Raw genomic sequence first — 22,377 nt, 5'->3', positions numbered from 1 at the left:
AACATAGGCGAGTTAGGGAAAGCAAAAGTTTCAAAAATGTAATACGGGTAGCACTTAGGGAGAACTATGGAGAGATAGGGAAAGCGTTAGTTAATCTTTGTTGTATTTAATACGATTCTTCTATGTACATTGGCGCTTTTATGCTTCCTCCCACTTTTAAATTTATTTGCTATTTCATTAAGTGGAAAGGCAGCAGCCAACAGTGGACGAGTTACTTTTTGGCCAATTGACTTTACCGTAATGGCGTATCAGAAGACATTCCAGAATAAAAATTTTGTACGTTCATTAATGATTTCCTTTGCACGTACTGGTGTAGGAACTTTCTTTAGTATGATGGTTATAACAATGGCAGGATATGCGCTGTCAAGAGATTTTAAAGGAAGAACAGCAATTATGTGGTTTTTTGTATTCACAATGCTGTTTGGCGGTGGTTTGATTCCATCCTATTTAATTAACTCTTCATTAGGACTCAAAAACAGTTTTTGGGTATATATTCTTCCAGGTGCATTCAGCTGCTACAACATGATTTTGATCATGAATTTCTTCCGCACCATTCCAAAGGCGCTCGAAGAAGCAGCAAGAATTGACGGTGCAAGCTTTTTTACTGTATTTCGTAAGATTTATCTGCCGTTGTCAAAGGCAGGACTCGCAACTGTAGGACTATTTATTATGGTAGGAAACTGGAACGAGTGGTTCACCGGTATTCTTTATATGTCAGATACAAAGAACTATCCACTCGCATCCTTTCTTCAAGTCATTGTTGTACAGGGAAATCAGCAGGATTTGTCCATGGATCCGACCTCCGCAGCGATGATGTCTGAGAGAACTATTAAGGCAGCGCAGGTATTTATCGGTGCACTTCCGATTCTTCTTGTTTACCCATTCTTACAGAAGTACTTCGTAAAGGGTGTTGTAATGGGAGCTGTCAAAGAATAAAGAGTCAGGAATAAAAAGCCAAAAGGGAAACAAAGAGATCTGCTTTCACAAAATGAAATCAATAGTGAAAATCAGAAAGTTAACTAAATAATAAGCCTCGCCAAGAGGTTGTTATAAAACGAATATTTAACAAACATTAAAATTAAAAAAGAAGGAGAACAAAAACTATGAAGAAGAAGGCAATTGGTTCATTGGTACTGGTATCCGCAATGGCAATGGGAAACATGAGCGCATTCGCAGCAGATGCAACGAAGAATGCAGATGGAAAGTATGATCCAGAAATCACCATCACAATCGGTAAGCAGTTAGACGAGAACACTGGACGCTACGGCGATGGAGAAGATATAAACAAGAATCCAATGACTGAGTTGACAAGAGAGAGCCTTGGAATCAATATGGAGACAACTCTTCTTGGCGGTGACGCATCCAACTACGAGACAAAGCTTCGTCTGGCACTTACTAGTTCTGATGATCTGCCAGATGTATTCCCAGTTTACTCCGCACAGCTGGCAGCTGATATGATCGAGTCTGGTATGGTAAAGGATATCACAGAGGACATCGAAAACTATATGCCAGAGCGTTTAAAGGAAATCTATGACCAGTATCCAAATACTTATAGCACCGTAACAAACGACGGAAAAATTTATGGTATGGCAGTTTCACCACATCTGACTGAGGGCGAGGTTATGATCATCCGTCAGGACTGGCTGGACAAATTAGGTCTGAAAGCTCCGACAACAATTGATGAATTTGAGGAAGTAATTCGCGCATTTACTGAGGATGACCCGGATGGAAATGGTCAGAAGGATACATATGGTTTCACATATGAGGGAGATACTATTTACAACAATGGATGGTGTGCAGATCCAGTAACCATATTCTCTGTATTTTCTGGAGATATGCTTCCAGGACAGTGGCAGGAAGACGAGGACGGAAAGCTTGTATATGGTTCTCTTGACGAGGGCAACAAGAAGGCACTTGAGCGTATGGCAAAGTGGCATGCAAACGGCTGGACCTTCCAGGAAGCAGCAGCAACAGGTGCATGGGATGCAATGACTCAGTTTACAGAAGGCAAGGCAGGTATTTTTATTGGTCGTCCATGGTGTATTGATTCTGTAAGAGATGTAACAAGCGTTGCACCAGAAGCGGTTGTAAAGGCATATCCGAATATTCTTCAGGAAAATGGAGAAATGACATATCAGGATGCTGAGCTTAATGATGGATGGTTAATGTTTAAGAAGGATTTTGATAACATGGAAGCATTCTTTGAATACTATGACTGGGCATACAATCCAGCATTTGGAACCAATGGATTTAAATATGGATACATTGAAGGATATGATTACCAGATTCAGGGTGACAAGGTTGTGTTTGATTCCAATCTGTTTGATCCGCCGGTAGCAGATGCATTCATGCCTGGAAAGTCAACTGTATTTAAGAATTCGCCTGGATTTAGTGCAATGGAAGCATATGCAGCAGTTAAGGATGGAAAAGAGCCAGAGACAGGTGCAGAGGTTCGTGCAGCAGCTCACTTCGAGTCTTCCTATAATTGTGCAGAAGGCTATGCAATTGCAAATGATTACAAGGAATATCAGAATCCAAGCAAGTTTAAGGCAGCTCCAACAGCAAGCATGTCCAAGTATTGGGAGCAGCTTCAGACAATGGAGAAGCAGGTTTACACCAATATTATCTATGGAAACGAGTCTATTGATGCATTTGACAAGTTTGTAGAAGACTGGTATGCACAGGGCGGTGACAAGATTACCGAGGAAGTAAATGAATGGTATCAGAGCGTGAAGTAATCTTGCAAAGTAAGTAACCGAAAAAACAAAAAATAAAAAGGTTTCAGCAATCAGAAATGATAGCAGGCCAGAATGCCACAAGGACAGGAGAATGCGGTACATCATATTCAGTGCCACTTTTCCTGTCCTCTGTGGACTTTGTAAAAAAAATACGTTATACTCAGTATAAATTATTTTTTTCAAAGAGAGGAAATGGGCAGATGAAGCGAATCAATTCAATTTATCGAATTTTTGTCTTTTTTCTGGCAATCATTGTCGGAAGCTTCTTGATTCTATACTGGTATAGTACAGTGAATCTAAAAACTTCATTGAGAAGAGTGGCGAAGATCCAGATGGAATACTCCTATGATCAGCTAGAGCAAAAAATTAAGGAAATTGAGTTGGAGGCCAGCTCCATTTTGACAAGAGAAGAGACAAAGCTTTTGCAGGTTGCAATCGTGGATAACGAGGATATTTATAGTTATGTCATGAAGGTAAAAACGATGCAAGAGATTTTTCAGGAAAAGCAAAAGACCAATTCTGGAATGGCAGAGTTTGATCTTTACTGGCCAGAAGAACAGCGAATTGTTTCAAGCACAACGATAACAAGTATCAAAGGGAAAAAGATACTGGATCAGCTTCAGGACAATCAGTGGATTATCAGTGAAAATGAAGTTTATTTTTGCCGTCAGTATGTAACAAAATGGGATGATGACGATGATGAACCCTACTTAATCATTCGCATGGAGCGTGACTGGTTGTATCGAATCAAAAATATGGCATCTGGTTTTTCAGGTGGTGGAACACTTTGTCTGTTTGGAGATGAGGAAAGTTTGTTTCCAGTTGACTCAGAAGGAATGCAAATTCAAAATAAGATGAAGGAATTGACAGTTGAGCCTGGTATGCAGGAAATACATGTGAAAAGAGGTCATTATCAGATTGTAACCTCTGGAATTGCAAGAAACGGCATATCATTAGTGACGTATTACCCACTTAGTAAGATGCTTCTTCCAGTCAACAATATGACCTACATTACAGGTGGATTGCTATCGGTTGCACTTCTTCTAGGTGCATTATATCTGGGAATGTATGACCGAAACATTCTTCTACAGTTAAATATGTTGACGTACAAATTAAAACGAGTGGAGGACGGAGATTTGACAACACAGATCACAGAACTTCCAAACAACGAATTTTACTATGTGTTTGACCAATTTAATCATATGATTGTTCGTATGAACGAACTGTTTGAGGAGACATTGAAGGAGCAAGAGCTTCGTATGCAGGCAGAGCTAGAGCAACTGCAGCTTCAGATCAATCCACATTTTCTTTATAATAGCCTTTCCTATATTGTAACGGTGGCAGAACAGCCAGATGCTGTGCGCAGCATGGCTGTCCATCTATCTCGATATTATCGATATTGTACACAGAAAAAAATGATTACTACTATAAAAGAGGAAGTATCATATGCAAAATCATATCTGGAAATCATGTCAATGAGGAAACGCATCCGTTATAGCATTGATATGCCGCGTGATATAGGAGAACTGCCTATTATTCCACTTATTTTAGAACCGCTGATTGAAAATGCTATTGAGCACGGATTGGAGGGATGTGAAAGCGCAAAGCAAATTGAAATTGTTATAGGATGGACATCAGATCATGCGGTATCTTTTTGTGTTTCTGATGATGGAGAGGGCATGACAAAGGAGCAGGTCGCAGCACTTAGAAAACGTATTTCAAGAAAAGAACGAAAAGAAGAAGAGAGTGTTGGACTGTGGAATGTGAATCAGCGTTTGATTAATTATTATTCAAAGTCAGCGAAACTTGGATTTAAAAGAAGCCGCTGGGGTGGTCTTACGGTTTATTTTACAATGAAGCCACAGAAAAAAACGGAAAGGTAGATAGAAATCAATGCGGGTATTAATTGTAGATGACGAGCCATATATGGTGGATTATTTAAGAAAACTGGTAGATTGGGAACAGCATGGATTTGAACATGTATATACGGCAGGCGGTGGTTCTATGGCAAGAGATTTGCTAGATAAATATCAGCCAGAGCTTTTGATCACGGATATTCGTATGCCAAAGATTTCTGGACTTGATCTTTGCAGACATATATTTGAAAGAAAATATTCAACAAAGGTAATGATTTTATCAGGATATGGTGAGTTTGAGTATGCAAAGCAGGCAATTCAGTATGGTGTATCTGAATATCTGTTAAAGCCAATTTTAAAAGAAGAATTTGAGGAAATTCTTGAAAAAATGTTAGAACGTCATTTTGCCATGCAGAAAGAGCAGCAGGAAAAAGAAAAGACAGGCGATGTGATCTTTGAGGTAGAAAACTATATCAAAGAAAATATCGAGAGCGACCTGTCACTTGAGCTGCTTGCAAGTGTAGTACATTTAAATCCGTCCTATTTATCTCGCTATTTTAAGGAGAGCACTGGAGAAAATTTGTCGAATTACGTGACACGCTGCAAGATGGAAAAAGCGGCCTGGTTGTTAGACAATACCGAGCAGAAAATAAATGAGATTATGTTGCAGCTTGGTTATCAGAAGAGCCAGCACTTTGCAAAAATCTTTCGTGAGCAATATGGTGTTTCGCCAAAGGAATACAAGAAGGGAATAAGAGGATAAATAAGAGAATATACAAAAAGAAAAATAGAAGGGAAATACGAACGTAAAAGGTTTCATAGGGGGTGCCCCCCTATGAAGCCTTTTTGATTTTGTTAACCCACGTGTCTTTCAAAGCGAGTAAAATCAAGAATCTTTTCAATCTCAGCCAGTGCATTTGCTGGAATCACAAATCCACTTGCAGCAAGATTGGATTCTAATTGTGTTTTCTTGCTTGCACCGGTGATTACGCTGCTTACAATATCTTTTCTGAGAATCCATGACAGTGCAAGAACTGACATTGTCACACCAAGTTCGTCCGCAATTTTTTCGAGAGCCTCTACTTTATTAAGATTTTCATCAGTAAGCAAATTGTTGATCTGCTTGTCGGCCTGATGTGTTGCTCTTGAACCTTCTGGATATGGCTGGTTTTTCTTATATTTTCCAGTCAGAAGACCCTGCGCAAGCGGAGAAAATGGTGTGATGCCGATTCCGTATTTTTCACAAATTCCCATAATTTCATGCTCAATATAGCGATCCATCATGTGATACTGAGGCTGAATAACAGTCATCGGGTGTAAACGATAGTCACTTATAATTCGCTGTGCCTCTTCGAGTCTTGCACCGCCCCATTCTTCACTGACACCATAGTACAGAATCTTTCCCTGATCAACTAATCCGCTAAGGGTGCGAAGTGTTTCTTCCATAGGTGTTGATTCATCGTAGCGGTGGCAATAGTATAAATCAAGATAATCCATCTGCATATTTTTTAAAGAACGATCAAGGTTCTCAATAATGTGCTTTCTGGAAAGGCCACGTTCATTTGCTTTGTCTCCAGTTGGGAAATATACCTTACTAGAAACAACAAGGCTACTTCTTCTATAATCCTTTAAAACACGACCAAGGAATTTTTCAGCCTCTCCACCGCTGTAAGCATCGGCACAGTCAAAAAAATTAACACCATTCTCATAAGCGTAGCGAATGGTCTCCTCTGCTGTCTGTACTTTGTCTGTACCTGCCAGATCAGTCATCCAGCTTCCAACTGCAATTTCGCTTACTTTTAATCCAGATTTTCCTACGTTACGATATTTCATTTTGTTTTCCTCCAATTTTTTTTGATATCCTGGATTTACTATAAAACTTCAAGTGCACTTGAAGTCAAGAGGGTTTAAAAAAAAATTCACTATTGCGTTTTGAAATGAATGGTGTTATATATGATAATATCACTAATATGATTAACGAAAATAAATTACAAATACAGCGGAGGTAAAATATGATTGATAAAGAAATATATGAACAGGTTCATCAATGGATGGAAGCTCATAAAGAAAATATGATTCATGATATTCAGAGAATAGTGAGAATTCCTAGTATTTCAAAACCAGAAGAAGAGATAAAACCTTTTGGTGCAGCCTGCAGACAGGCTATGGATGAGATACTGCAGATTGGCAGAGAGCATGGATTTTATACGGAAAATTATGAGTACTATGTGGGAAGCATTGGAGAAAAGGAAAAAAAGTGGGATGACATGATTGGTTTTTGGAATCATCTTGATGTGGTACCAGTAGGGGAAGGATGGGATTTCGATCCGTTTGGTGTAGAACTAAAAGGTGATTTATTGATTGGCAGAGGTAGTCAGGATAATAAAGGTCCGGCAATCGGAATGCTGTATGTGATGGAGTGTATTCGCGATCTGAAGCTACCAGTAGGTCATCAGTTGTGCTTATTTGTGGGATCTGATGAAGAAAGAGGAATGGCCGATCTTGAATATTATACTAAGAACTATCCGACACCTGCTCTTTCAATGATTGCCGATTGTGGTTTTCCAGTTTGCTATGGTGAGAAAGGAATCATAGAAGGAAAGACAGTTAGTCTTGGAACAATGAGTGAGAGCGTGCTGGAATTTTACGGAGGAAGTGCTGGAAACATTATCCCAGATAAAGCAGTTTTAGCAGTCAAAAAGGACAGTATTACTGAAAAACAGTTGGAAGAACTGAAAGGTTTAAAACAGCCGTCAACAGAGGAATCTTTAATAAGAGTGGAAAAGAAAGAAGATCAGATTGTTGTAACTGCTAAAGGAAGTGGCGGACATAGTGCATTTCCAGAGGGAAGTACAAATGCAATTCAGGTATTGTGCAAGGCAGTGCTTTCAGCGAAAATATTAGGAGAGAACGACAGAAAGATATTGGAGGCAGTTTGCGAAGGTACTTCGGATAATTATGGAGAAGCGTTTGGTATCCAGTATGAAGATATTGAATCAGGGCGTTTAACTTGCGTGGGTACCATGCTGCGATTAAAGGAGAACCATGCAGAGCTGACATTTAATATTCGTTACAGCATCACAGCAAAGGGTTGTGAGATTACAGAAAAATTGATTAATTATTGGAATGGTAAGGGATTTAAATGGACGACAGATAGAGATTCAGCGCCAAGCTTTTTTGATCCATCTCATCCGGCAGTAGGTGCGCTTACTGAAACATATAATGAATTGACAGACCGAAGCTTAAATCCATATACAATGGGCGGAGGCACGTATGCAAGAAAACTGCCAAGAGCATTTGGATTTGGTATTGGCAATATGCCTGAAGCAAAGAAAGAAGAAAGCAGCTGTTTACGACCTGGACATGGCAATGCGCATGGTGCAGATGAAGTATTGGACTGTGAACGTTTATCGAAGGCATTGGAAATTTACGTAATGGGATTGCTGGCATTAAAGGACGTAAAGCTGTTGGCAGAAAAGTAAAAAAGACTTGTTTTTTATTAGGAAATAGTATATATGTAAAGTATATATCATATTACTGATATGATTAGCGAAAATATTAAGAATAGAAACCACGGAAGGAGATTAAAATGGATAAGAGAACAAGAGTGCTTGCAGCAATGAATGGAGAAAAGGTGGATCATGTTCCAGTTGGATTTTGGTTCCATTTTGGTGGAGATGAAGCTATTGGAGAGGCTTGCGTGAATGCACATTTAAAGTATTACAGAGAGACTGATCTTGATTTTGTAAAGATCATGTGTGATGGCTATTTTCCATTTCCGCTTCCGCTGATTCGCAAAGCAGAGGATTGGAATCGCGTAAAGCCATTAGAGGCTGATGATCCGTTTATAACAGAGCAGGTAGATCGTGCAAAGGCAATTGTAAAAGAAATTGGAAGCGAGCGTTGTGTATTCTATAATGTATTCGCACCATTTTCTTCTCTCCGTTTTGGAGCAGGTGCAGTTGGACTGAGCGAGGAACAGGTAATGGAGCATGTACGCAGTAATCCAAATGCAGTAATGCGTGCACTTGATGCAATAGCACAGAGCAACGCATTGTTAGCAGAGAAGCTGATTACTGGGGCTGGATGCGATGGTGTTTATTATTGTGTTCAGAGTGGTGAGCCGAACCGCTTTAAGCCAGAAGAGTATCGCAAGATTGTTAGACCAAGTGATCTGTATGTATTAGAGCATGCAAACCGCTTTTCTGAAAACAACATTATGCATATGTGTGGATGGTCTGGAGAACCGAATCAGATTAAGCTGTGGCAGGATTACCCGGTAAAGGTTGTAAACTGGGCTGTATTTGTAGAAAATATGACACTGGAACAGGGTCGTAAGTTCTTTGGCGGAAGAACATGTCTGGGTGGATATGAGACTCATTGGGATGGTCGTATTCAGCAGGGTATTATTTATCATGGAACAAAGGAAGAACTTCAGGAGTACACCAGAGAACTGATTCTGAATCATGGAAAGTTAGGTTTAATGCTGGGCGGTGACTGTACAATTGATGCCAAGATCGATTGGGAAAGACTTCGCTGGATTGTAGAAGCTGCAAGAAGCCTTTGAATTATTTGAGTCGTAATGGAGATAAACAATGACAGATAAGAAAAATGCATTTTCAAAGAGCAAAAAAAAGCTTTTATCGGAAATGATTCATGATGAGATCTTGGAAATGATTATCAAGAACACAACTGACGAGGAGATGATCCTAAACGAAGGTCGCCTGATGGAAATTTTTCAGGTGAGCAAGGCTCCTGTCCGAGAGGCACTTATCAAATTGTGTGCAGAAGGTGTATTGCAAAATGTGCCTCGCTATGGATATTTGGTGATCCGACAGCAGGAGAAGGACAAGCGAGAAGTAAGCAGGATGCGCGTTCTTCTGGAACTGGAAGCACTCAAAGAAGGGTATGAGGAGATTCTTCAGTATCATTTGCCAGAACTCCTGCAGCAGATTGAGGGCATTAACGGTGCAAAGCAGATCGATGATGTCTGGGCAATCTGGGAGGATAACTGCGAATTTCATTTGCAACTGGCATCGTATTCGAAGAACCGTCTTTTGCTTCGCTATTTGCAGGAAACAATGGATCGCCAGAAAAGAATATATGCTCAGCAGGCATGGGAATCTCAGAAAACATTGAAGGCAACATTTAATGATAATTCTCATAAGCGTATTTGGCAGGAATTGTTTAACCATAATCTTGAGCAGGCTTTAAAGTGTCTTGAAAAAGATATTTCTCAACAATCTGACGAAGGAATCATGCAAATGTAAAAATTTAAATATGAAAGGCAGAGTATTATGATTTTAAGAAGTGAATATCGTGGATGCGTAAAGGAAAATATTTCAGAAAAAGCGTGGGAGTCAGCATTAGAGCAGACAAAATTAACTGTGCAGGAACAAAAGGAGCAGAACAAGGTACTGACTGTATGTTTGTATCAGCATAAAAACATGTTGTTTTTGTATATGGAAACATTACAGGAAGGCATTTGCCCAGAGACACTTTTTGCACCACTAGCACCTTATATGGAAAAATGGCCGGAGGAAAACGGATTAACACCATGGGCACCTATGTATCATATTTATCATCACAGTATTCCTGGTGATGTTTCTGAGTGGGTAAAAGAGCGCGCTTCAAATGAGAACCGCATTGGTCGTATTGCATTTTTAAAACCAGAAAAGCTGTTTTCTTATACTTATTGGCATTATGCAATTGTTCAGGAAGGATTGCTTAAGGGAGATAAATATCAGTATATATCACTGCATGAAAATGTTCTGTTTTCGTATTTTGAGGAGCCGCGTCACAACGTAAATATTACAGGAAAAGAGGAAGAATCAAAAGTAATAGATGGTTGGATGGCAGTCGACCCGGAGAGTCATTTTGATCGTGAAAAAGCTTGCGGAAACAACTTCCTTGTAATTGATCCGATTTTGATGGTTTAAAAAATCCCAACGATTAAAACCGTGGGATGAGAGCTTGATTTTGCAAGTAGAAAAAAATCGACAGCCCATATTAGCTCGCTTTGACGAAACGGACTAGTATGGGCTGAAATTATGCTTCTTCACGCTTTCTTCTCAATAAAAGAACAGAAAGAACTAAGACAGCTGGGAAAACACAGCCAGCAAGCATACCGACTTTTAAATTATCATTGGCATTTTGCGTAACAAAGCCAACAATGCCGGGACCTACGGAACCGCCAAGGTCACCAGCCATAGCAAGAAGCGCAAACATGGCGGTTCCGCCGAGTGGGATTTTTTTGGAGGCGATGCTGATTGTACCCGGCCACATGATTCCGACAGAAAATCCACATACGGCACATCCAACAAGATTTAAGAATGGAAGTGGGGCGAGCGCAGAGAGAAGATAACACACAAGACAAAGCGCACCAGAGCCAATCATAAACTTCATCAGATCAATATTCTCACCATATTTTCCATAGAAGGAACGACTCATTCCCATCATAACAGCAAATAGGCAGGGACCGATGATGTCGCCGATGCTTTTGGAAATGCCAAGAGCGGATTCTACATAAGCTGATGCCCACTGAGCCATAGAAATCTCACTTGCACCGGCACAGACCATAAGAATGAGTGCAATCCAGAAAATTGGAATATGGCAAAGTTGGTGTATGCTGAAGCCTTCACCTTCCTCTGTCAGAGACTCAATTGGACAGGAGATGAAGTTGAAAGTATTGCATAGTGGAATCAAAGCCCAGATGCAGGATAAAATGCGCCAGTTTTCAATGCCAAAGATGGCAAAAAAGATCGTTGACAGTAAGATAACACCAACAGATCCCCAACAATAAAATGAGTGCAGAAGGCTCATAACACTCTCTTTATTATCAAATGGACACGCTTCTACAATAGGGCTGACAAGAACTTCGATGAGACCACTTCCCATTGCGTAAATGATTACACTGATTAAAATGCCAACATAAGGATCTGGAAGAAGACTTGGCAAAAATGCAAGTCCGATCAGTCCGGCAGCGGAGAAAACCTCAGATGCAATAACACTTCTTCTGTATCCAATCCTGTCTACGTATTTAGCGCAGAAAAGATCCACAAGAAGCTGTGTAAAAAAGAATGCTGTTGAAATAAAAGCTATCCTTCCAAGTGAAATTTGATACGTCCGATGAAAGGTCAAAAACAACAGCGGCGCAAAGTTGGCTGCGATGGCCTGCGTGATAAAGCCAAGATAGCAGGCAATCAGTGTTTTTTGATACTTGCTTTTCATAGAGAAAAAATCCTTCCTATTAAACTTTTAGGTATCGTAGTCTTTGCCTTAAAAGAACAAATACGATAACGTCTTGCTGTATAATAGCGCAAAATAATTTTATTTTCACTGGAATATATCTGATTTTTATTGTATAATATCGTATATTTGTGTTGATTGGGGAGGAATTCGAAAGAATGAATTTTAACACATTTTATAATAAAATTTTGACAGACGAAAATATGATGGAAACCATTCGGCACAGCACAAGTGCGTATCAGTTTCAGTTTTACTATGATAATTTAGCACTGTTTGATTTCCACTGCATTGAATGGCATTGGCATGTTGAATTTGAATTTGTATATGTGGAAAAGGGAACTGCTGTGTTTTGTGTGGGCGAAAAGCAAGTTACGCTTGAAACGGGACAAGGTTTATTTGTAAACTCTAAGATACTGCACCGCTTTTATTCAAAAGAGGGGGCAGTGATCCCTAATTTTGTTTTTGTACCGGCATTTATCGCACCACAGAGCAGCTTAATCTACAAAAAGTATGTGGAACCAATCGAACATTCCACGCTGGAAGGCTTGACTTTTTTGCCAGAAATACCGTGGCAGGCGGACATCTTACATGTCATGGAAAAGATTGTGCAGGTACAAAAAGAAGAAAAGGATGACGAACTGAAAACATCTTTTTTGGTACAGGAACTCTGGTATTTGATTTATTTGCATGTTGAAGAAACAAAGCTTGAGGAGAAAAAGGAAGATTTTACATCCTCTCAGGCCAGACTGCAGCTCATGATGCAATATATTCATCAACATTTTGGAGAAAAAATTTCATTGGAGGATATTGCAGAGCAGGCGGTTGTGAGTAAAAGCACGGCATTGAATTTATTTAGAAGATACCTGCATGACACACCAGTACATTACCTGTTAAAATATCGTTTGCAGGAATCTGCCAGCCTATTGGTTACAACACAGAAAAAAGTAATGGTGATCGCTCAAAATGTTGGTTTTGAAAATGTCGACTATTTTTGCAAAATGTTTAAGAAATATTATAAAATGACACCGACAGAATACAGAGAAAAACATATCACGAAAGGTTTGGATTGATTAGTAGCAGCTTTCTTTCTTACTCTTGACGTTTCTTTCTCACTTTTATATAATAAGAGAAAGAAGCGCCAAATTGATTAAAGAGCTATGCGAAAAAGGACAAATGAAGGCTCAGGGAGCTGGAAAACATAGCTATCACGTATTAGTATAAAACAAAAATGATAATTAGCAAATGGAAGAAAGGAAAATACAGTATCATGAGTAACGATAAATATGAACTTCTTGCACAGCAGCTTCAGGCATTAATCGAGGGAGAACCTGATCTGATTGCAAATTTGTCAAATGCGTCCGCTGCGATAAATGAGGCGCTAGAAAATATTAACTGGGCTGGATTTTATCTTGTGAAGGAAAATATGCTTGTATTAGGACCATTTCAGGGAAAGCCTGCATGCATACGCATTCCATTTGGAAAAGGTGTATGCGGAACAGCAGCAAAAAAGGATGAGACACAGCTTGTAAAGGATGTGCATGAGTTTCCGGGACATATAGCATGTGACAGTGCATCTCGCTCGGAGATTGTAATTCCAATTCATGACAAGAGCGGTGTAGTGGCAGCAGTACTTGATATCGACAGTCCAGATCTGGCTCGCTTTGATGAGATAGATCAGAGTGGACTGGAGCATTGCGTGAAGATTCTTGAAAAGTACTTAGTGTTCTAAGAGGCTAAGCAAAAAAACACAAAACACTACTTTCCAAGCAGAATCATCAATCACAAAACTTGTAAAGTAGTGTAATTCAAGATTTATTGATATATATTTAATTTAAAATGATTGCTCTTTGATATTCCTTTTGATACACTGTATGGTATACAGAAAATCAAAAGGAGTATTTTATTATGCGGTGCCTTCTAGTGGCAATCAATTCAAAATATATTCATTCCAACCCAGCAGTTTACCTGCTTCGCGAGTGCGCACTGCGCGATCTAAAGCAAAAGCAGATTTTTGGGGTGGAGGTGGAACTGGCTGAGTACACAATAAACCATCATGCATCAGAGATTTTTGATGATATCTATCTTCATCATGCCGATCTTGTCTGCTTTTCCTGCTATATATGGAATATCGAGTATGTAAGACAGCTAGTGCGAAACTTAAAAAATCTCTGTCCTAATGTCAAGATCTGGGTCGGTGGACCAGAAGTTTCTTATGACTGTGAGAGTTTCCTATGTTCGCTTCCTCAGGTGGATGGAATTTTGTACGGAGAAGGAGAGAAAAGCTTTCCAACGCTGATAGAGTATTACGCAGCGCGTGAAAGAGATACAAATCCACCCTCCGAGACATTTCCTGATGGAGCAGCATGGCTAGATGAAAACGGAGTTTTCCACCAGACAAGTCCGCAGCCGCTCACACCGATGGAAGAGCTGCCATTTATCTATGACGAGGCAGGACGGATGGAAGGCTTTAAGAATAGAATTATTTATTATGAGACAAGCAGAGGCTGTCCATTTTCTTGCAGCTATTGTCTTTCATCAATAGATAAGAAACTGCGTTTTCGCCCACTCGATACAGTAAAAAATGAGCTCGCCTTCTTTTTAGAGCAGCGCGTGCCACAGGTTAAATTTGTAGACCGCACCTTTAACTGTAAAAAATCACATGCAATGGCAATTTGGCAGTTTATTTGCGACCACGACAATGGCGTGACTAACTTTCATTTCGAGATTGCAGCAGATATTCTTGATGAGGAAGAAATTGCACTTTTAAAGACAATGCGTCCTGGACTTGTGCAGTTAGAAATTGGTGTGCAGACGGCAAATCCCGACACAATTCATGCGATCAACAGAAAGATGGATTTGGCGCGTGTGGCACAGGTGACAGAGACAATTCGTCAGTCCCATAACATTCATCAGCATCTTGATCTGATAGCAGGTCTGCCATTAGAAAATTATGAGAGTTTTGGTCATTCCTTTGATGTGGTGTATCAGATGAAGCCAAGCCAGCTGCAGTTAGGCTTTTTAAAGGTATTAAAGGGTTCCCCGATGCAGGCACAGGCAAGCCAGTATGGAATATTGTCACAGGCAGAGCCGCCATATGAAGTATTAAAAACGCCATGGCTTTCCTATGATGACATTATTAGGTTGAAAGGTTTAGAAGAGATGGTTGAGACATACTACAACAGCGGACAGTTTTCCAATACCGTTAAAGTTTTGTGCAAACAATTTGACCGTCCATTTTTATTGTTCGAGGCTCTTTCAGATGAATACCGTGCTCGAAAAATGCATGAAAAAAAGCACAGCAGAGAAGCACAGTATCAGTTTATCCGAGACTTCGCTGCAGCGCGTACAACGCTTGATGATATACTTGTACGGCAAGTTCTGACGCTTGACTATTATCTGCGTGATTATGCAAGAAAGCGCCCGTCATTTGCGCTTGAGCAGGATCCTTATAAGGAAGAGATACGTGCAGTATGCCTGAAAACATTTCCAGAGAGTTCTTATAAGGATGTCATCCGTGATTATCATATAGAAGTTTTTGTGCCACCATTTACAGATGAAAAGCAGTTTTTTTTATTTGATTATCATCACCGCGATCCGCTTGATCAGAATGCAGAGATTCGCGTGCTGACATGGTAATAAAGGACAGAATCAAAAAAGGTATTGCGCATGTGTTGGTTTAGGAATAAAGAATAAAGTAAGCGAGACTGGATATTGCTTTATAGGAAGCAGTATCCAGCTTTTTATTAATGTTTTTATTGGCAAAAACAATAAAAATAAATAAGGATGTGTGGACTTATTGCCGATAATGTAGTATACTGGTCATAGTAAGTGCAATTTTTGAATTATGACAATGAAAAGCCCATAGAATGTGGTTTTGATCATGTGAAAGGAGGATGGCAGATGCGATACTTTTCAGTTGTTGAAATGGCAAAAAAATGGGATGTATCTGAACGGAGTGTAAGAAACTATTGTGCTCACGGGCGTGTACCGGGAGCATTTATTACCGGAAAGACATGGAACATTCCGGAAAATGCAAAAAAGCCAGAGCGTTCTAATAAGAAGAAAGAAAAAAAGACGACGCTATTGGATATTTTGCTGGATGAGAAGTCAAATAAATACTCTGGAGGTATTTATCATAAGACACAGATTGATTTAACATATAATTCAAACCATATGGAAGGCAGTCGATTGACCCACGATCAGACCCGATATATATTCGAGACGAATACTATTGGTATAGAAAAAGAAGTGCTTAATGTAGATGATGTGATTGAAACGGCAAACCATTTTCGGTGTATTGATATGATTATTGACTATGCAAAAGCAACATTGACGGAAAATTTTATCAAGAAGCTGCATCTGGTTCTGAAAAATGGCACCAGTGATTCCAGAAAGGATTGGTTTGTTGTCGGCGATTACAAGAAACTGCCAAATGAAGTTGGCGGTATGGAGACTGCACTTCCAGAAGAAGTTGCAGATAGAATGAAGAAATTACTGTCAGAGTATAATAATCAGGAAGAAAAGACACTTGAAGATATTCTGAATTTTCATGTAAAGTTTGAATGTATCCATCCATTTCAGGATGGTAATGGTCGTGTGGGACGATTGATTATGTTCAAAGAATGCCTAAAATACAATATTGTTCCATTCATTATTGAGGGTAATTTGAAAATGTTTTATTATCGCGGATTGAAAGAATGGAACAATGAAAAGGGGTACCTGACAGACACTTGCTTGACAGCGCAAGATCGATATAAGGCATACTTGGATTATTTCAGGATTGCATATTAAGAGGGAAAATAATGATAAGAATTATGTGAAAGTGAGGCGATGAGTGTGCTAATGAATACTCAGGAGTATCTCTCCATTATTGGAAAGATTAAGAGTGAAATTAGGGATGCACAATACCGTGCAGCAGTTCATGTAAATGCAGATATGCTGATTCTTTATCATGATATAGGTTGTGTAATCAATGAACATAAATTATGGGGAAATAAGTTTATTGACAACCTTGCCACTGATATTAAGATTGCTTTTCCAGAGAGTAAGGGATATTCCGTTCGAAATTTAAAATATATGGCAAAATTTGCTGAGACTTATCCAGATCGGGAATTTGTGCAGACGGTATCTGCACAAATTCCGTGGTCTCATAATATTGCAATTTTGGAAAAAGTTAAAGATCCGCAACAGCGTATATGGTATATTGAAAAAACGGCTGAAAATGGATGGTCACATAATGTTTTGATTCATCAAATCGAGAGTGGTTTATACCAGCGTCAGGTTATGGCAAATAAAGTCACAAATTTTGAACATCGTCTACCATCTCCACAGAGCGAGCTTGCAGTGCAAACCATGAAAGACCCATATGTTTTTGATTTCATTCCTTTTCGGGAAGATATGCTTGAACGGGATATTGAGCAGGCACTGGTTCGGGATGTCACAAAGCTTCTTTTGGAGCTTGGAACCGGATTTGCATTTTTAGGAAATCAGTATCACCTTAATGTAGGCGGCGATGATTTTTACATTGATTTACTGTTTTATAATTTGAATCTTCGCTGCTATGTAGTCATTGAATTGAAAACAGGTGATTTTAAGCCGGAATACGCCGGTCAGTTAAACTTCTATCTATCGGCAGTGGATGGTATTTTGAAAAAAGAGCAGGACAATCCGTCAATTGGTTTGCTTTTGTGCAAAAGCAAGAATAATGTGGTTGCAGAATATTCACTTAAGGATATTTCAAAGCCAATTGGTGTAAGCGAATACAAAATAACTAGCAGTCTGCCTGATGATCTGGAAAAGCAGCTGCCGTCCGTTGAAGATATTCAGAAAAGGATTAAGTAAAATCAATCTGAAGGGAAATTTTGTGTTTCGTGAAAAACCAAAGCGTGCAGATTATATCTTATATCTGAATGCAAACAATCCGATTGCTATTATTGAAGTCAAAGACAATAAGCATAGTATTTCGTATGGATTACAGCAAGCTATGACATATGCAAAGATGCTTGACCTTCCGTTTGCATACAGTTACAATGGAGATGGGTTCGCAGAGCATGATTTTCTTACAGACCTGTGATTTTTAAGATAGAGCGAATTGATATCCCTGAGAATGAAGAAGAAAAGCAGTGGCTTGAGAAACAGAACTTCAAGAATACTGCTGAGGATGCATATACGGGATAAACATAAATCGGTAGTTGTTGAACTACATGAATTATTAGCTCTAATTGTAAGAATCAGTATTTTTTAGGAAATCTTTATGAGCCAAACGATTTGCAAACAATAGAAATCATATAAGACATACATGGAGGACAAAGATGTGAGAAGAAGTGACAGAGAAATAACTGCAATACCGGAAATACTTGATATTGTTGAAGAAGCTAAGGTTTTACATTTGGGTTTATTCGATGGAGAATATCCATATGTGATACCGCTGCATTACGGATATGAATACACAGATAATACATTAGTATTTTATGTGCATGGAGCGAAAGAAGGACACAAGATAGAACTGATTCATGCAAACCAGAATGTTTGTGTGGAATTGGAATGCAACATGGAAATTGTGTCTGGAGGAGATGTTCCATGCAAATATGGAGCCTCTTATGCTTCTGTTATTGGTCGTGGTAAAATAGAAATTGTAAAAGATGTGCAGGAGAAGATTCAAGGATTAAACTGTATAATGAAAAATCAGACTGGACGGGAATTTCCAATCAATGCTCAAATGGCACAGCCAGTCGAAGTTATGAAAATTACAATAAATGATTTTACTGCAAAGTCAAGGAAGAAGCCTGAACCTAAGTAAAAATCCAGCTTGTAAACTAACCCCACTTTACAAGTATGTTTGTAGTGGTATAATAAATTTGTAACACATTGTTCGAATAATATATTATAATATTACTCAAACAAGGAGGACATCACTATGTCAATACGTTACAGCGATGATTTTAAGAAAGAAGTAGTCAAAGCATATATGGTTGGAGATAAGTAGACCGTTCAAATAGCTGCTGACTATAATATTGCAAAGAGTACTATTAGCCAATGGGCTAATCAGTATTAGGTCAGCTGTCGCCTCATTAAACAGCGATTGTATTAATACTGATTTGGCAATAAATACTCTGAAGACAGCCATTAAAAAGGAAAAACATCCTAAAGTGATTTTGCACTCAGATCAGGGAGTTCAGTTTACCTCATGTGAATTTGTAAATTTCTGTAAAGACAATAATATAACACAAAGTATGAGCAAGGCAGGCTGTCCTTATGATAATGCTCCGATGGAAAGATTTTATAATACTTTCAAAAGCAATTTTTATAACGTAACTTCATTTTCAAATGTAGATGTTACAAAAAAGATTGACCAGTACAAACACCTCCCGATCATGAAAAAGTATTGTCATCAGTATTTTACTTTTTTGAATAGAATATGAACGCTAAAGTTGACCACATTGGTACCTGTTCCTATTAACCATGCACCGTCACATTTCCAATAACATTATCATTTGGTTTGGCGAGGACTCCACGGTCTGCGCCAGGCGGATGTCCTAGTATGCGCACATAAGAACGATAAAAAGAAGAATAGTCAAGGAAGCCGCTGTTTGCAGCGGCTTCTTTTGCGTGGCAGCCATTAAAAAGGAGCATCTGTGCATAAGCGATTCGTTTTCTTAAAAGGTAGTCAATTACAGTTGTTCCGGTTGCCTTTTTGAAAACTTTATTTAAATGATGCTTGCTGATAAAAAAATGATCTGAAATTTCATCAAGTGTCACTGGGTCCTTCAAATGCTGATTTAAATAAAAAAGAATGGAACTAAGCTGCGTCTGTGGAGTGTCAGACTGTTTTGAAAAAGCATTGCACGAATCACTCATATCTGCAATCTGCATCAGCAGCGCTTCTACGCAGATTGGAAGCATCTGTGCCTGAAATTCATTGCTTTTACGAGAACAGGATTCAAGACTTTCCAGATAGGACAGCAGATGAAATTGTTCAGTATGTTTAAAATAAATAGGCTGTCCGGCATTTTCACCTGTTTGAGGAAATGCGCGCAATAAAAAATCACGCCGTTCTGGGAGCAGCAGATCTGGGTGAAAATGAAGGGAATAGCGCCTATATGGGGCAGTGCTGTTAACACGCACACCGTGAAATGCGTGCGGTGAGAGTAACAGCACACTTCCAGGTGTCGGCTGATAGTTTACACCTTCTACAAGATAGTCGGCGTCACCAGAAAGAAAATAAAAAACCTCATAAAAATTGTGGCAGTGAAGCGCATAATCTGTCATCACATATGTGCTTTCTGAATAGCCAAATGAAACAAGATCGGTATTGATATGTGCCGTTGAATCCATATGATCAGAACCTTTCTTTACTTTTTTGTGCTCTGCAAAATAGGATACCATATGATCGCTATATATGCAATGTTTTGTTTCCTTTTTGCAATGGATCTTTTGGATTAAAAGAAGTATAGTAGACATAGAAGCCTAGAAAAAACGAAACAAACTTGATAAAAACCAACAAAAAACAAAATTAAAAAGGAGATTTATTATGAAAACAGGTGCACAGCTTTATACGATTAAATCGTATACTCAGAATGTAAAGGATTTCGCATGCTCTATGAAAAAAATTGCAGAAATGGGCTATAAGACTGTCCAGATTTCCGCAGTAGGAAAGGATCTTAAGCCAGAGCAGATTAGAGAAATCTGTGATGCAAATGGTCTTGAGATTGCATTGACACACAGTGATCCTAATCGAATCCTCTATGATACTGAAGCACTTATTAAGGAGCATGATATCATGGGATGCCGCTATATTGGACTTGGAATGATGCCAGATCGCTATCGTACAAAGGAGTGGCTGAGCCATTTCATGGATGATTTTAAGGAGCCGGCAAAAAAGATTGCTGCATCAGGAAAGCTTTTGATGTACCACAATCACAATACTGAGTTTGAGGCATTTGAGGCAGAAAATCTACCAAATGCAAATTCGAAAAAACGCATGATTGAGTATCTTATGGAAGGATTTGCACCAGATGAGATGGGAATTACTCTGGATACCTATTGGGTAGCAGCAGCGGGTGCTGATGTATGCGAGTGGATTCGTCTGTTAAAGGATCGTATTCCGTGCGTTCATTTAAAAGATATGCAGATTAAGGGTTGGAACCAGATCATGGCACCAGTTATGGAGGGTAATTTAAACTTCCCGGCAATCTTTAAGGAACTTGAGAACAGTTGTTGTGAATATATGTTGGTAGAGCAGGATGTCTGCACACAGGGCAGCCCATTTGAGTGTTTGAAGACAAGTTATGATAATCTTGCAAAGGCTGGATATCGTTAATCTTTTATGATAGTGAATATAAGAAGGAGAAAAAGATAGATGGAACAGGTAAGACTTGGAATTATTGGTGTTGGTAACATGGGAAGTGGCCACACCGCCAATATCATGGCAGGAAAAGTGCCGGAAGTGCGTATTACGGCAGCGGCAGATCTTCGTGAGAGCAGAAGAGAGTGGGCAAAGGAAAATATGCCGGAGGGCACAGCAATTTTCGAGGATGGCGACAGCTTAATCAAATCAGGTACATGTGATGCTGTATTGATCGCAGTACCGCATTATGATCATCCGCGTCTGACAATACTTGCACTTGAAAATGGACTTCATGTTATGTGCGAGAAGCCGGCAGGTGTTTATACAAAGCAGGTAAGAGAAATGAACGAGGCCGCAGAGAAGAGCGACCGCGTATTTGGTATGATGTTCAATCAGAGAACAAATTGTATTTATAAAAAGATGCATGATATGGTACAGAGCGGTGATTACGGAAAATTAAAGCGTGTGAATTGGATCATCACAGACTGGTACCGCACACAGGCATATTATAATTCAGGCGGCTGGAGAGCAACATGGGACGGCGAAGGCGGCGGCGTTTTATTAAATCAATGTCCGCACAATCTGGATTTGCTGCAGTGGATCTGCGGAATGCCGTCAAAGGTACGTGCATTTTGTCATAACGGAAAGTGGCATGATATAGAGGTTGAGGATGATGTAACTGCATATCTGGAGTTCCCAAATGGCGCAACTGGTGTATTTGTTACTACAACAGCTGATGCACCTGGAACAAACCGTCTTGAGGTAACACTCGAAAAAGGAAAGCTTGTTGCAGAAAAAGATGAGCTTAAGTTCTATGAGCTTGAAATTAATGAGAGAGAGTACTGCTATCAGGCAACAGAAGGATTTGCAAAGCCACCGTGTCATGAGACGACATTAGAGCTTGACGGAAAGAATCCTCAGCATATTGGTGTATTAAATGCGTTTGCTGCTGCTATTCTTCGCGGTGAGCCATTAGTGGCAGATGGCGTTGAAGGTATTCACGGACTTGAGCTGTCTAATGCAATGCATTTGTCTTCATGGCTTGAAAAGCCGGTTAGTCTGCCAATTGACGAGGATCTCTTCCTTGAAAAATTGAATGAGCATCGTGCAAATTCTAAGAAAAAGGAAAATGTACAGGATATTACTTTTGATACAACAGGAAGTTACGGAAGCAAGACTAAGGAATAAG

The 22,377-nt window shown here is 39.4% G+C and carries 20 protein-coding genes and 1 pseudogene; 18 read left to right on the top strand and 3 right to left on the bottom strand.

The genetic code is table 11. The features are described from left to right. Positions 1-129: 129 nt before the first annotated feature. The 4 genes from LKD48_RS01345 to LKD48_RS01330 all read left to right on the top strand — a co-directional run bounded on the left by LKD48_RS01345 (position 130) and on the right by LKD48_RS01330 (position 5,357). Positions 130-936, top strand: a complete 807-nt coding sequence (locus LKD48_RS01345; RefSeq protein ID WP_308730937.1) for a carbohydrate ABC transporter permease — start codon at positions 130-132, stop codon at positions 934-936. A gap of 167 nt (positions 937-1,103) precedes the next feature. Continuing rightward, a complete protein-coding gene (locus LKD48_RS01340) occupies positions 1,104-2,738 on the top strand; it encodes a type 2 periplasmic-binding domain-containing protein (protein WP_308730936.1) in 1,635 nt (544 codons plus the stop codon). A 200-nt stretch (positions 2,739-2,938) separates the two neighbouring features. Continuing rightward, a complete protein-coding gene (locus tag LKD48_RS01335; protein WP_308730935.1) occupies positions 2,939-4,621 on the top strand; it encodes a sensor histidine kinase in 1,683 nt (560 codons plus the stop codon). Between the two features lie 10 nt (positions 4,622-4,631). Continuing rightward, positions 4,632-5,357 (top strand): response regulator transcription factor, encoded by a 726-nt coding sequence (locus LKD48_RS01330; protein ID WP_308730934.1) that lies wholly within the window; start codon positions 4,632-4,634, stop codon positions 5,355-5,357. A gap of 92 nt (positions 5,358-5,449) precedes the next feature. Here LKD48_RS01330 and LKD48_RS01325 read toward each other — a convergent pair whose 3' ends face one another. Next, positions 5,450-6,427, bottom strand: a complete 978-nt coding sequence (locus tag LKD48_RS01325) for an aldo/keto reductase family protein (RefSeq protein WP_308730933.1) — start codon at positions 6,425-6,427, stop codon at positions 5,450-5,452. Between the two features lie 179 nt (positions 6,428-6,606). Here LKD48_RS01325 and LKD48_RS01320 point away from each other — a divergent pair, with 179 nt between their 5' ends. The 4 genes from LKD48_RS01320 to LKD48_RS01305 all read left to right on the top strand — a co-directional run bounded on the left by LKD48_RS01320 (position 6,607) and on the right by LKD48_RS01305 (position 10,533). Further along, positions 6,607-8,076 carry a Sapep family Mn(2+)-dependent dipeptidase gene (locus LKD48_RS01320; RefSeq protein WP_308730932.1) on the top strand — a complete coding sequence of 490 codons (1,470 nt, stop codon included), beginning with the start codon at positions 6,607-6,609 and terminating at the stop codon, positions 8,074-8,076. 107 nt (positions 8,077-8,183) lie between these two features. Further along, on the top strand, positions 8,184-9,161 hold the full coding sequence (locus tag LKD48_RS01315) for a uroporphyrinogen decarboxylase family protein (protein ID WP_308730931.1): 978 nt from the start codon (positions 8,184-8,186) through the stop codon (positions 9,159-9,161). A gap of 28 nt (positions 9,162-9,189) precedes the next feature. Next, positions 9,190-9,864, top strand: coding sequence for a GntR family transcriptional regulator (locus LKD48_RS01310; protein WP_308730930.1), 675 nt, complete (start codon positions 9,190-9,192; stop codon positions 9,862-9,864). A gap of 27 nt (positions 9,865-9,891) precedes the next feature. After that, the gene (locus LKD48_RS01305) at positions 9,892-10,533 is read left to right on the top strand and encodes a hypothetical protein (RefSeq protein WP_308730929.1); all 642 of its coding nucleotides are present in this window, start codon (positions 9,892-9,894) and stop codon (positions 10,531-10,533) included. Positions 10,534-10,642: 109 nt separating this feature from the next. On the opposite strand, the gene LKD48_RS01300 is transcribed toward LKD48_RS01305, so the two are convergent. Next, on the bottom strand, positions 10,643-11,824 hold the full coding sequence (locus LKD48_RS01300) for an MFS transporter (RefSeq protein WP_308730928.1): 1,182 nt from the start codon (positions 11,822-11,824) through the stop codon (positions 10,643-10,645). Between the two features lie 176 nt (positions 11,825-12,000). On the opposite strand from LKD48_RS01300, the gene LKD48_RS01295 reads away from it, so the two are divergent. The 8 genes and pseudogenes from LKD48_RS01295 to LKD48_RS16615 all read left to right on the top strand — a co-directional run bounded on the left by LKD48_RS01295 (position 12,001) and on the right by LKD48_RS16615 (position 19,263). Then, positions 12,001-12,912, top strand: a complete 912-nt coding sequence (locus tag LKD48_RS01295; RefSeq protein ID WP_308730927.1) for a helix-turn-helix domain-containing protein — start codon at positions 12,001-12,003, stop codon at positions 12,910-12,912. A 197-nt stretch (positions 12,913-13,109) separates the two neighbouring features. Then, the gene (locus LKD48_RS01290; RefSeq protein WP_308730926.1) at positions 13,110-13,571 is read left to right on the top strand and encodes a free L-methionine (R)-S-oxide reductase MsrC; all 462 of its coding nucleotides are present in this window, start codon (positions 13,110-13,112) and stop codon (positions 13,569-13,571) included. Positions 13,572-13,747: 176 nt separating this feature from the next. Next, positions 13,748-15,478: a B12-binding domain-containing radical SAM protein gene (locus tag LKD48_RS01285; protein WP_308730924.1), complete on the top strand. Its 1,731-nt coding sequence runs from the start codon at positions 13,748-13,750 to the stop codon at positions 15,476-15,478. A gap of 264 nt (positions 15,479-15,742) precedes the next feature. Next, positions 15,743-16,633, top strand: coding sequence for a Fic family protein (locus LKD48_RS01280; RefSeq protein WP_308730923.1), 891 nt, complete (start codon positions 15,743-15,745; stop codon positions 16,631-16,633). Between the two features lie 51 nt (positions 16,634-16,684). Then, complete coding sequence (locus LKD48_RS01275) at positions 16,685-17,683, top strand: PDDEXK nuclease domain-containing protein (protein ID WP_308730959.1); 999 nt, start codon at positions 16,685-16,687, stop codon at positions 17,681-17,683. Continuing rightward, a pseudogene (locus LKD48_RS01270) lies at positions 17,682-17,906 on the top strand (type I restriction endonuclease); the annotation flags it as partial. The gene LKD48_RS01275 and the pseudogene LKD48_RS01270, both read left to right, overlap by 2 nt. 249 nt (positions 17,907-18,155) lie before the next feature. After that, positions 18,156-18,641: a pyridoxamine 5'-phosphate oxidase family protein gene (locus LKD48_RS01265; protein WP_308730921.1), complete on the top strand. Its 486-nt coding sequence runs from the start codon at positions 18,156-18,158 to the stop codon at positions 18,639-18,641. Between the two features lie 214 nt (positions 18,642-18,855). Further along, complete coding sequence (locus LKD48_RS16615) at positions 18,856-19,263, top strand: DDE-type integrase/transposase/recombinase (protein ID WP_408628568.1); 408 nt, start codon at positions 18,856-18,858, stop codon at positions 19,261-19,263. A 34-nt stretch (positions 19,264-19,297) separates the two neighbouring features. Here the strand turns inward: LKD48_RS16615 and LKD48_RS01260 are convergent, their stop codons facing one another. Then, the gene (locus LKD48_RS01260) at positions 19,298-20,176 is read right to left on the bottom strand and encodes a helix-turn-helix transcriptional regulator (protein WP_308730920.1); all 879 of its coding nucleotides are present in this window, start codon (positions 20,174-20,176) and stop codon (positions 19,298-19,300) included. 196 nt (positions 20,177-20,372) lie between these two features. Between LKD48_RS01260 and LKD48_RS01255 the strand changes: the two genes are divergently transcribed. Further along, entirely contained in the window at positions 20,373-21,161 is a 789-nt protein-coding gene (locus LKD48_RS01255; RefSeq protein ID WP_066563783.1) for a sugar phosphate isomerase/epimerase family protein, read from the top strand. A 39-nt stretch (positions 21,162-21,200) separates the two neighbouring features. Beyond that, positions 21,201-22,376, top strand: a complete 1,176-nt coding sequence (locus LKD48_RS01250; protein ID WP_066563781.1) for a Gfo/Idh/MocA family protein — start codon at positions 21,201-21,203, stop codon at positions 22,374-22,376. Position 22,377: the final 1 nt, after the last annotated feature.

It is taken from the genome of Anthropogastromicrobium aceti, assembly GCF_020687335.1.
In the GTDB taxonomy this organism is placed as follows: domain Bacteria; phylum Bacillota; class Clostridia; order Lachnospirales; family Lachnospiraceae; genus Anthropogastromicrobium; species Anthropogastromicrobium aceti.
The sequence above is the reverse complement of the archived record's forward strand: the minus strand, read 5'-3'. Positions and strand labels throughout refer to the sequence as shown.

Excerpts from the sequence above, each read along its gene's own strand:
- LKD48_RS01340 (WP_308730936.1), top strand. The coding sequence starts at position 1,104 with ATGAAGAAGAAGGCAATTGGTTCATTGGTACTGGTATCCGCAATGGCA.
- LKD48_RS01275 (WP_308730959.1), top strand. The coding sequence starts at position 16,685 with ATGAATACTCAGGAGTATCTCTCCATTATTGGAAAGATTAAGAGTGAA.
- LKD48_RS01250 (WP_066563781.1), top strand. The coding sequence starts at position 21,201 with ATGGAACAGGTAAGACTTGGAATTATTGGTGTTGGTAACATGGGAAGT.
- LKD48_RS01280 (WP_308730923.1), top strand. The coding sequence starts at position 15,743 with ATGCGATACTTTTCAGTTGTTGAAATGGCAAAAAAATGGGATGTATCT.
- LKD48_RS01315 (WP_308730931.1), top strand. The coding sequence starts at position 8,184 with ATGGATAAGAGAACAAGAGTGCTTGCAGCAATGAATGGAGAAAAGGTG.
- LKD48_RS01285 (WP_308730924.1), top strand. The coding sequence starts at position 13,748 with ATGCGGTGCCTTCTAGTGGCAATCAATTCAAAATATATTCATTCCAAC.
- LKD48_RS01260 (WP_308730920.1), bottom strand. The coding sequence starts at position 20,176 with ATGGATTCAACGGCACATATCAATACCGATCTTGTTTCATTTGGCTAT.
- LKD48_RS01300 (WP_308730928.1), bottom strand. The coding sequence starts at position 11,824 with ATGAAAAGCAAGTATCAAAAAACACTGATTGCCTGCTATCTTGGCTTT.
- LKD48_RS01255 (WP_066563783.1), top strand. The coding sequence starts at position 20,373 with ATGAAAACAGGTGCACAGCTTTATACGATTAAATCGTATACTCAGAAT.
- LKD48_RS01335 (WP_308730935.1), top strand. The coding sequence starts at position 2,939 with ATGAAGCGAATCAATTCAATTTATCGAATTTTTGTCTTTTTTCTGGCA.
- LKD48_RS01305 (WP_308730929.1), top strand. The coding sequence starts at position 9,892 with ATGATTTTAAGAAGTGAATATCGTGGATGCGTAAAGGAAAATATTTCA.
- LKD48_RS01295 (WP_308730927.1), top strand. The coding sequence starts at position 12,001 with ATGAATTTTAACACATTTTATAATAAAATTTTGACAGACGAAAATATG.
- LKD48_RS01320 (WP_308730932.1), top strand. The coding sequence starts at position 6,607 with ATGATTGATAAAGAAATATATGAACAGGTTCATCAATGGATGGAAGCT.
- LKD48_RS01325 (WP_308730933.1), bottom strand. The coding sequence starts at position 6,427 with ATGAAATATCGTAACGTAGGAAAATCTGGATTAAAAGTAAGCGAAATT.
- LKD48_RS01310 (WP_308730930.1), top strand. The coding sequence starts at position 9,190 with ATGACAGATAAGAAAAATGCATTTTCAAAGAGCAAAAAAAAGCTTTTA.
- LKD48_RS01290 (WP_308730926.1), top strand. The coding sequence starts at position 13,110 with ATGAGTAACGATAAATATGAACTTCTTGCACAGCAGCTTCAGGCATTA.
- LKD48_RS01330 (WP_308730934.1), top strand. The coding sequence starts at position 4,632 with ATGCGGGTATTAATTGTAGATGACGAGCCATATATGGTGGATTATTTA.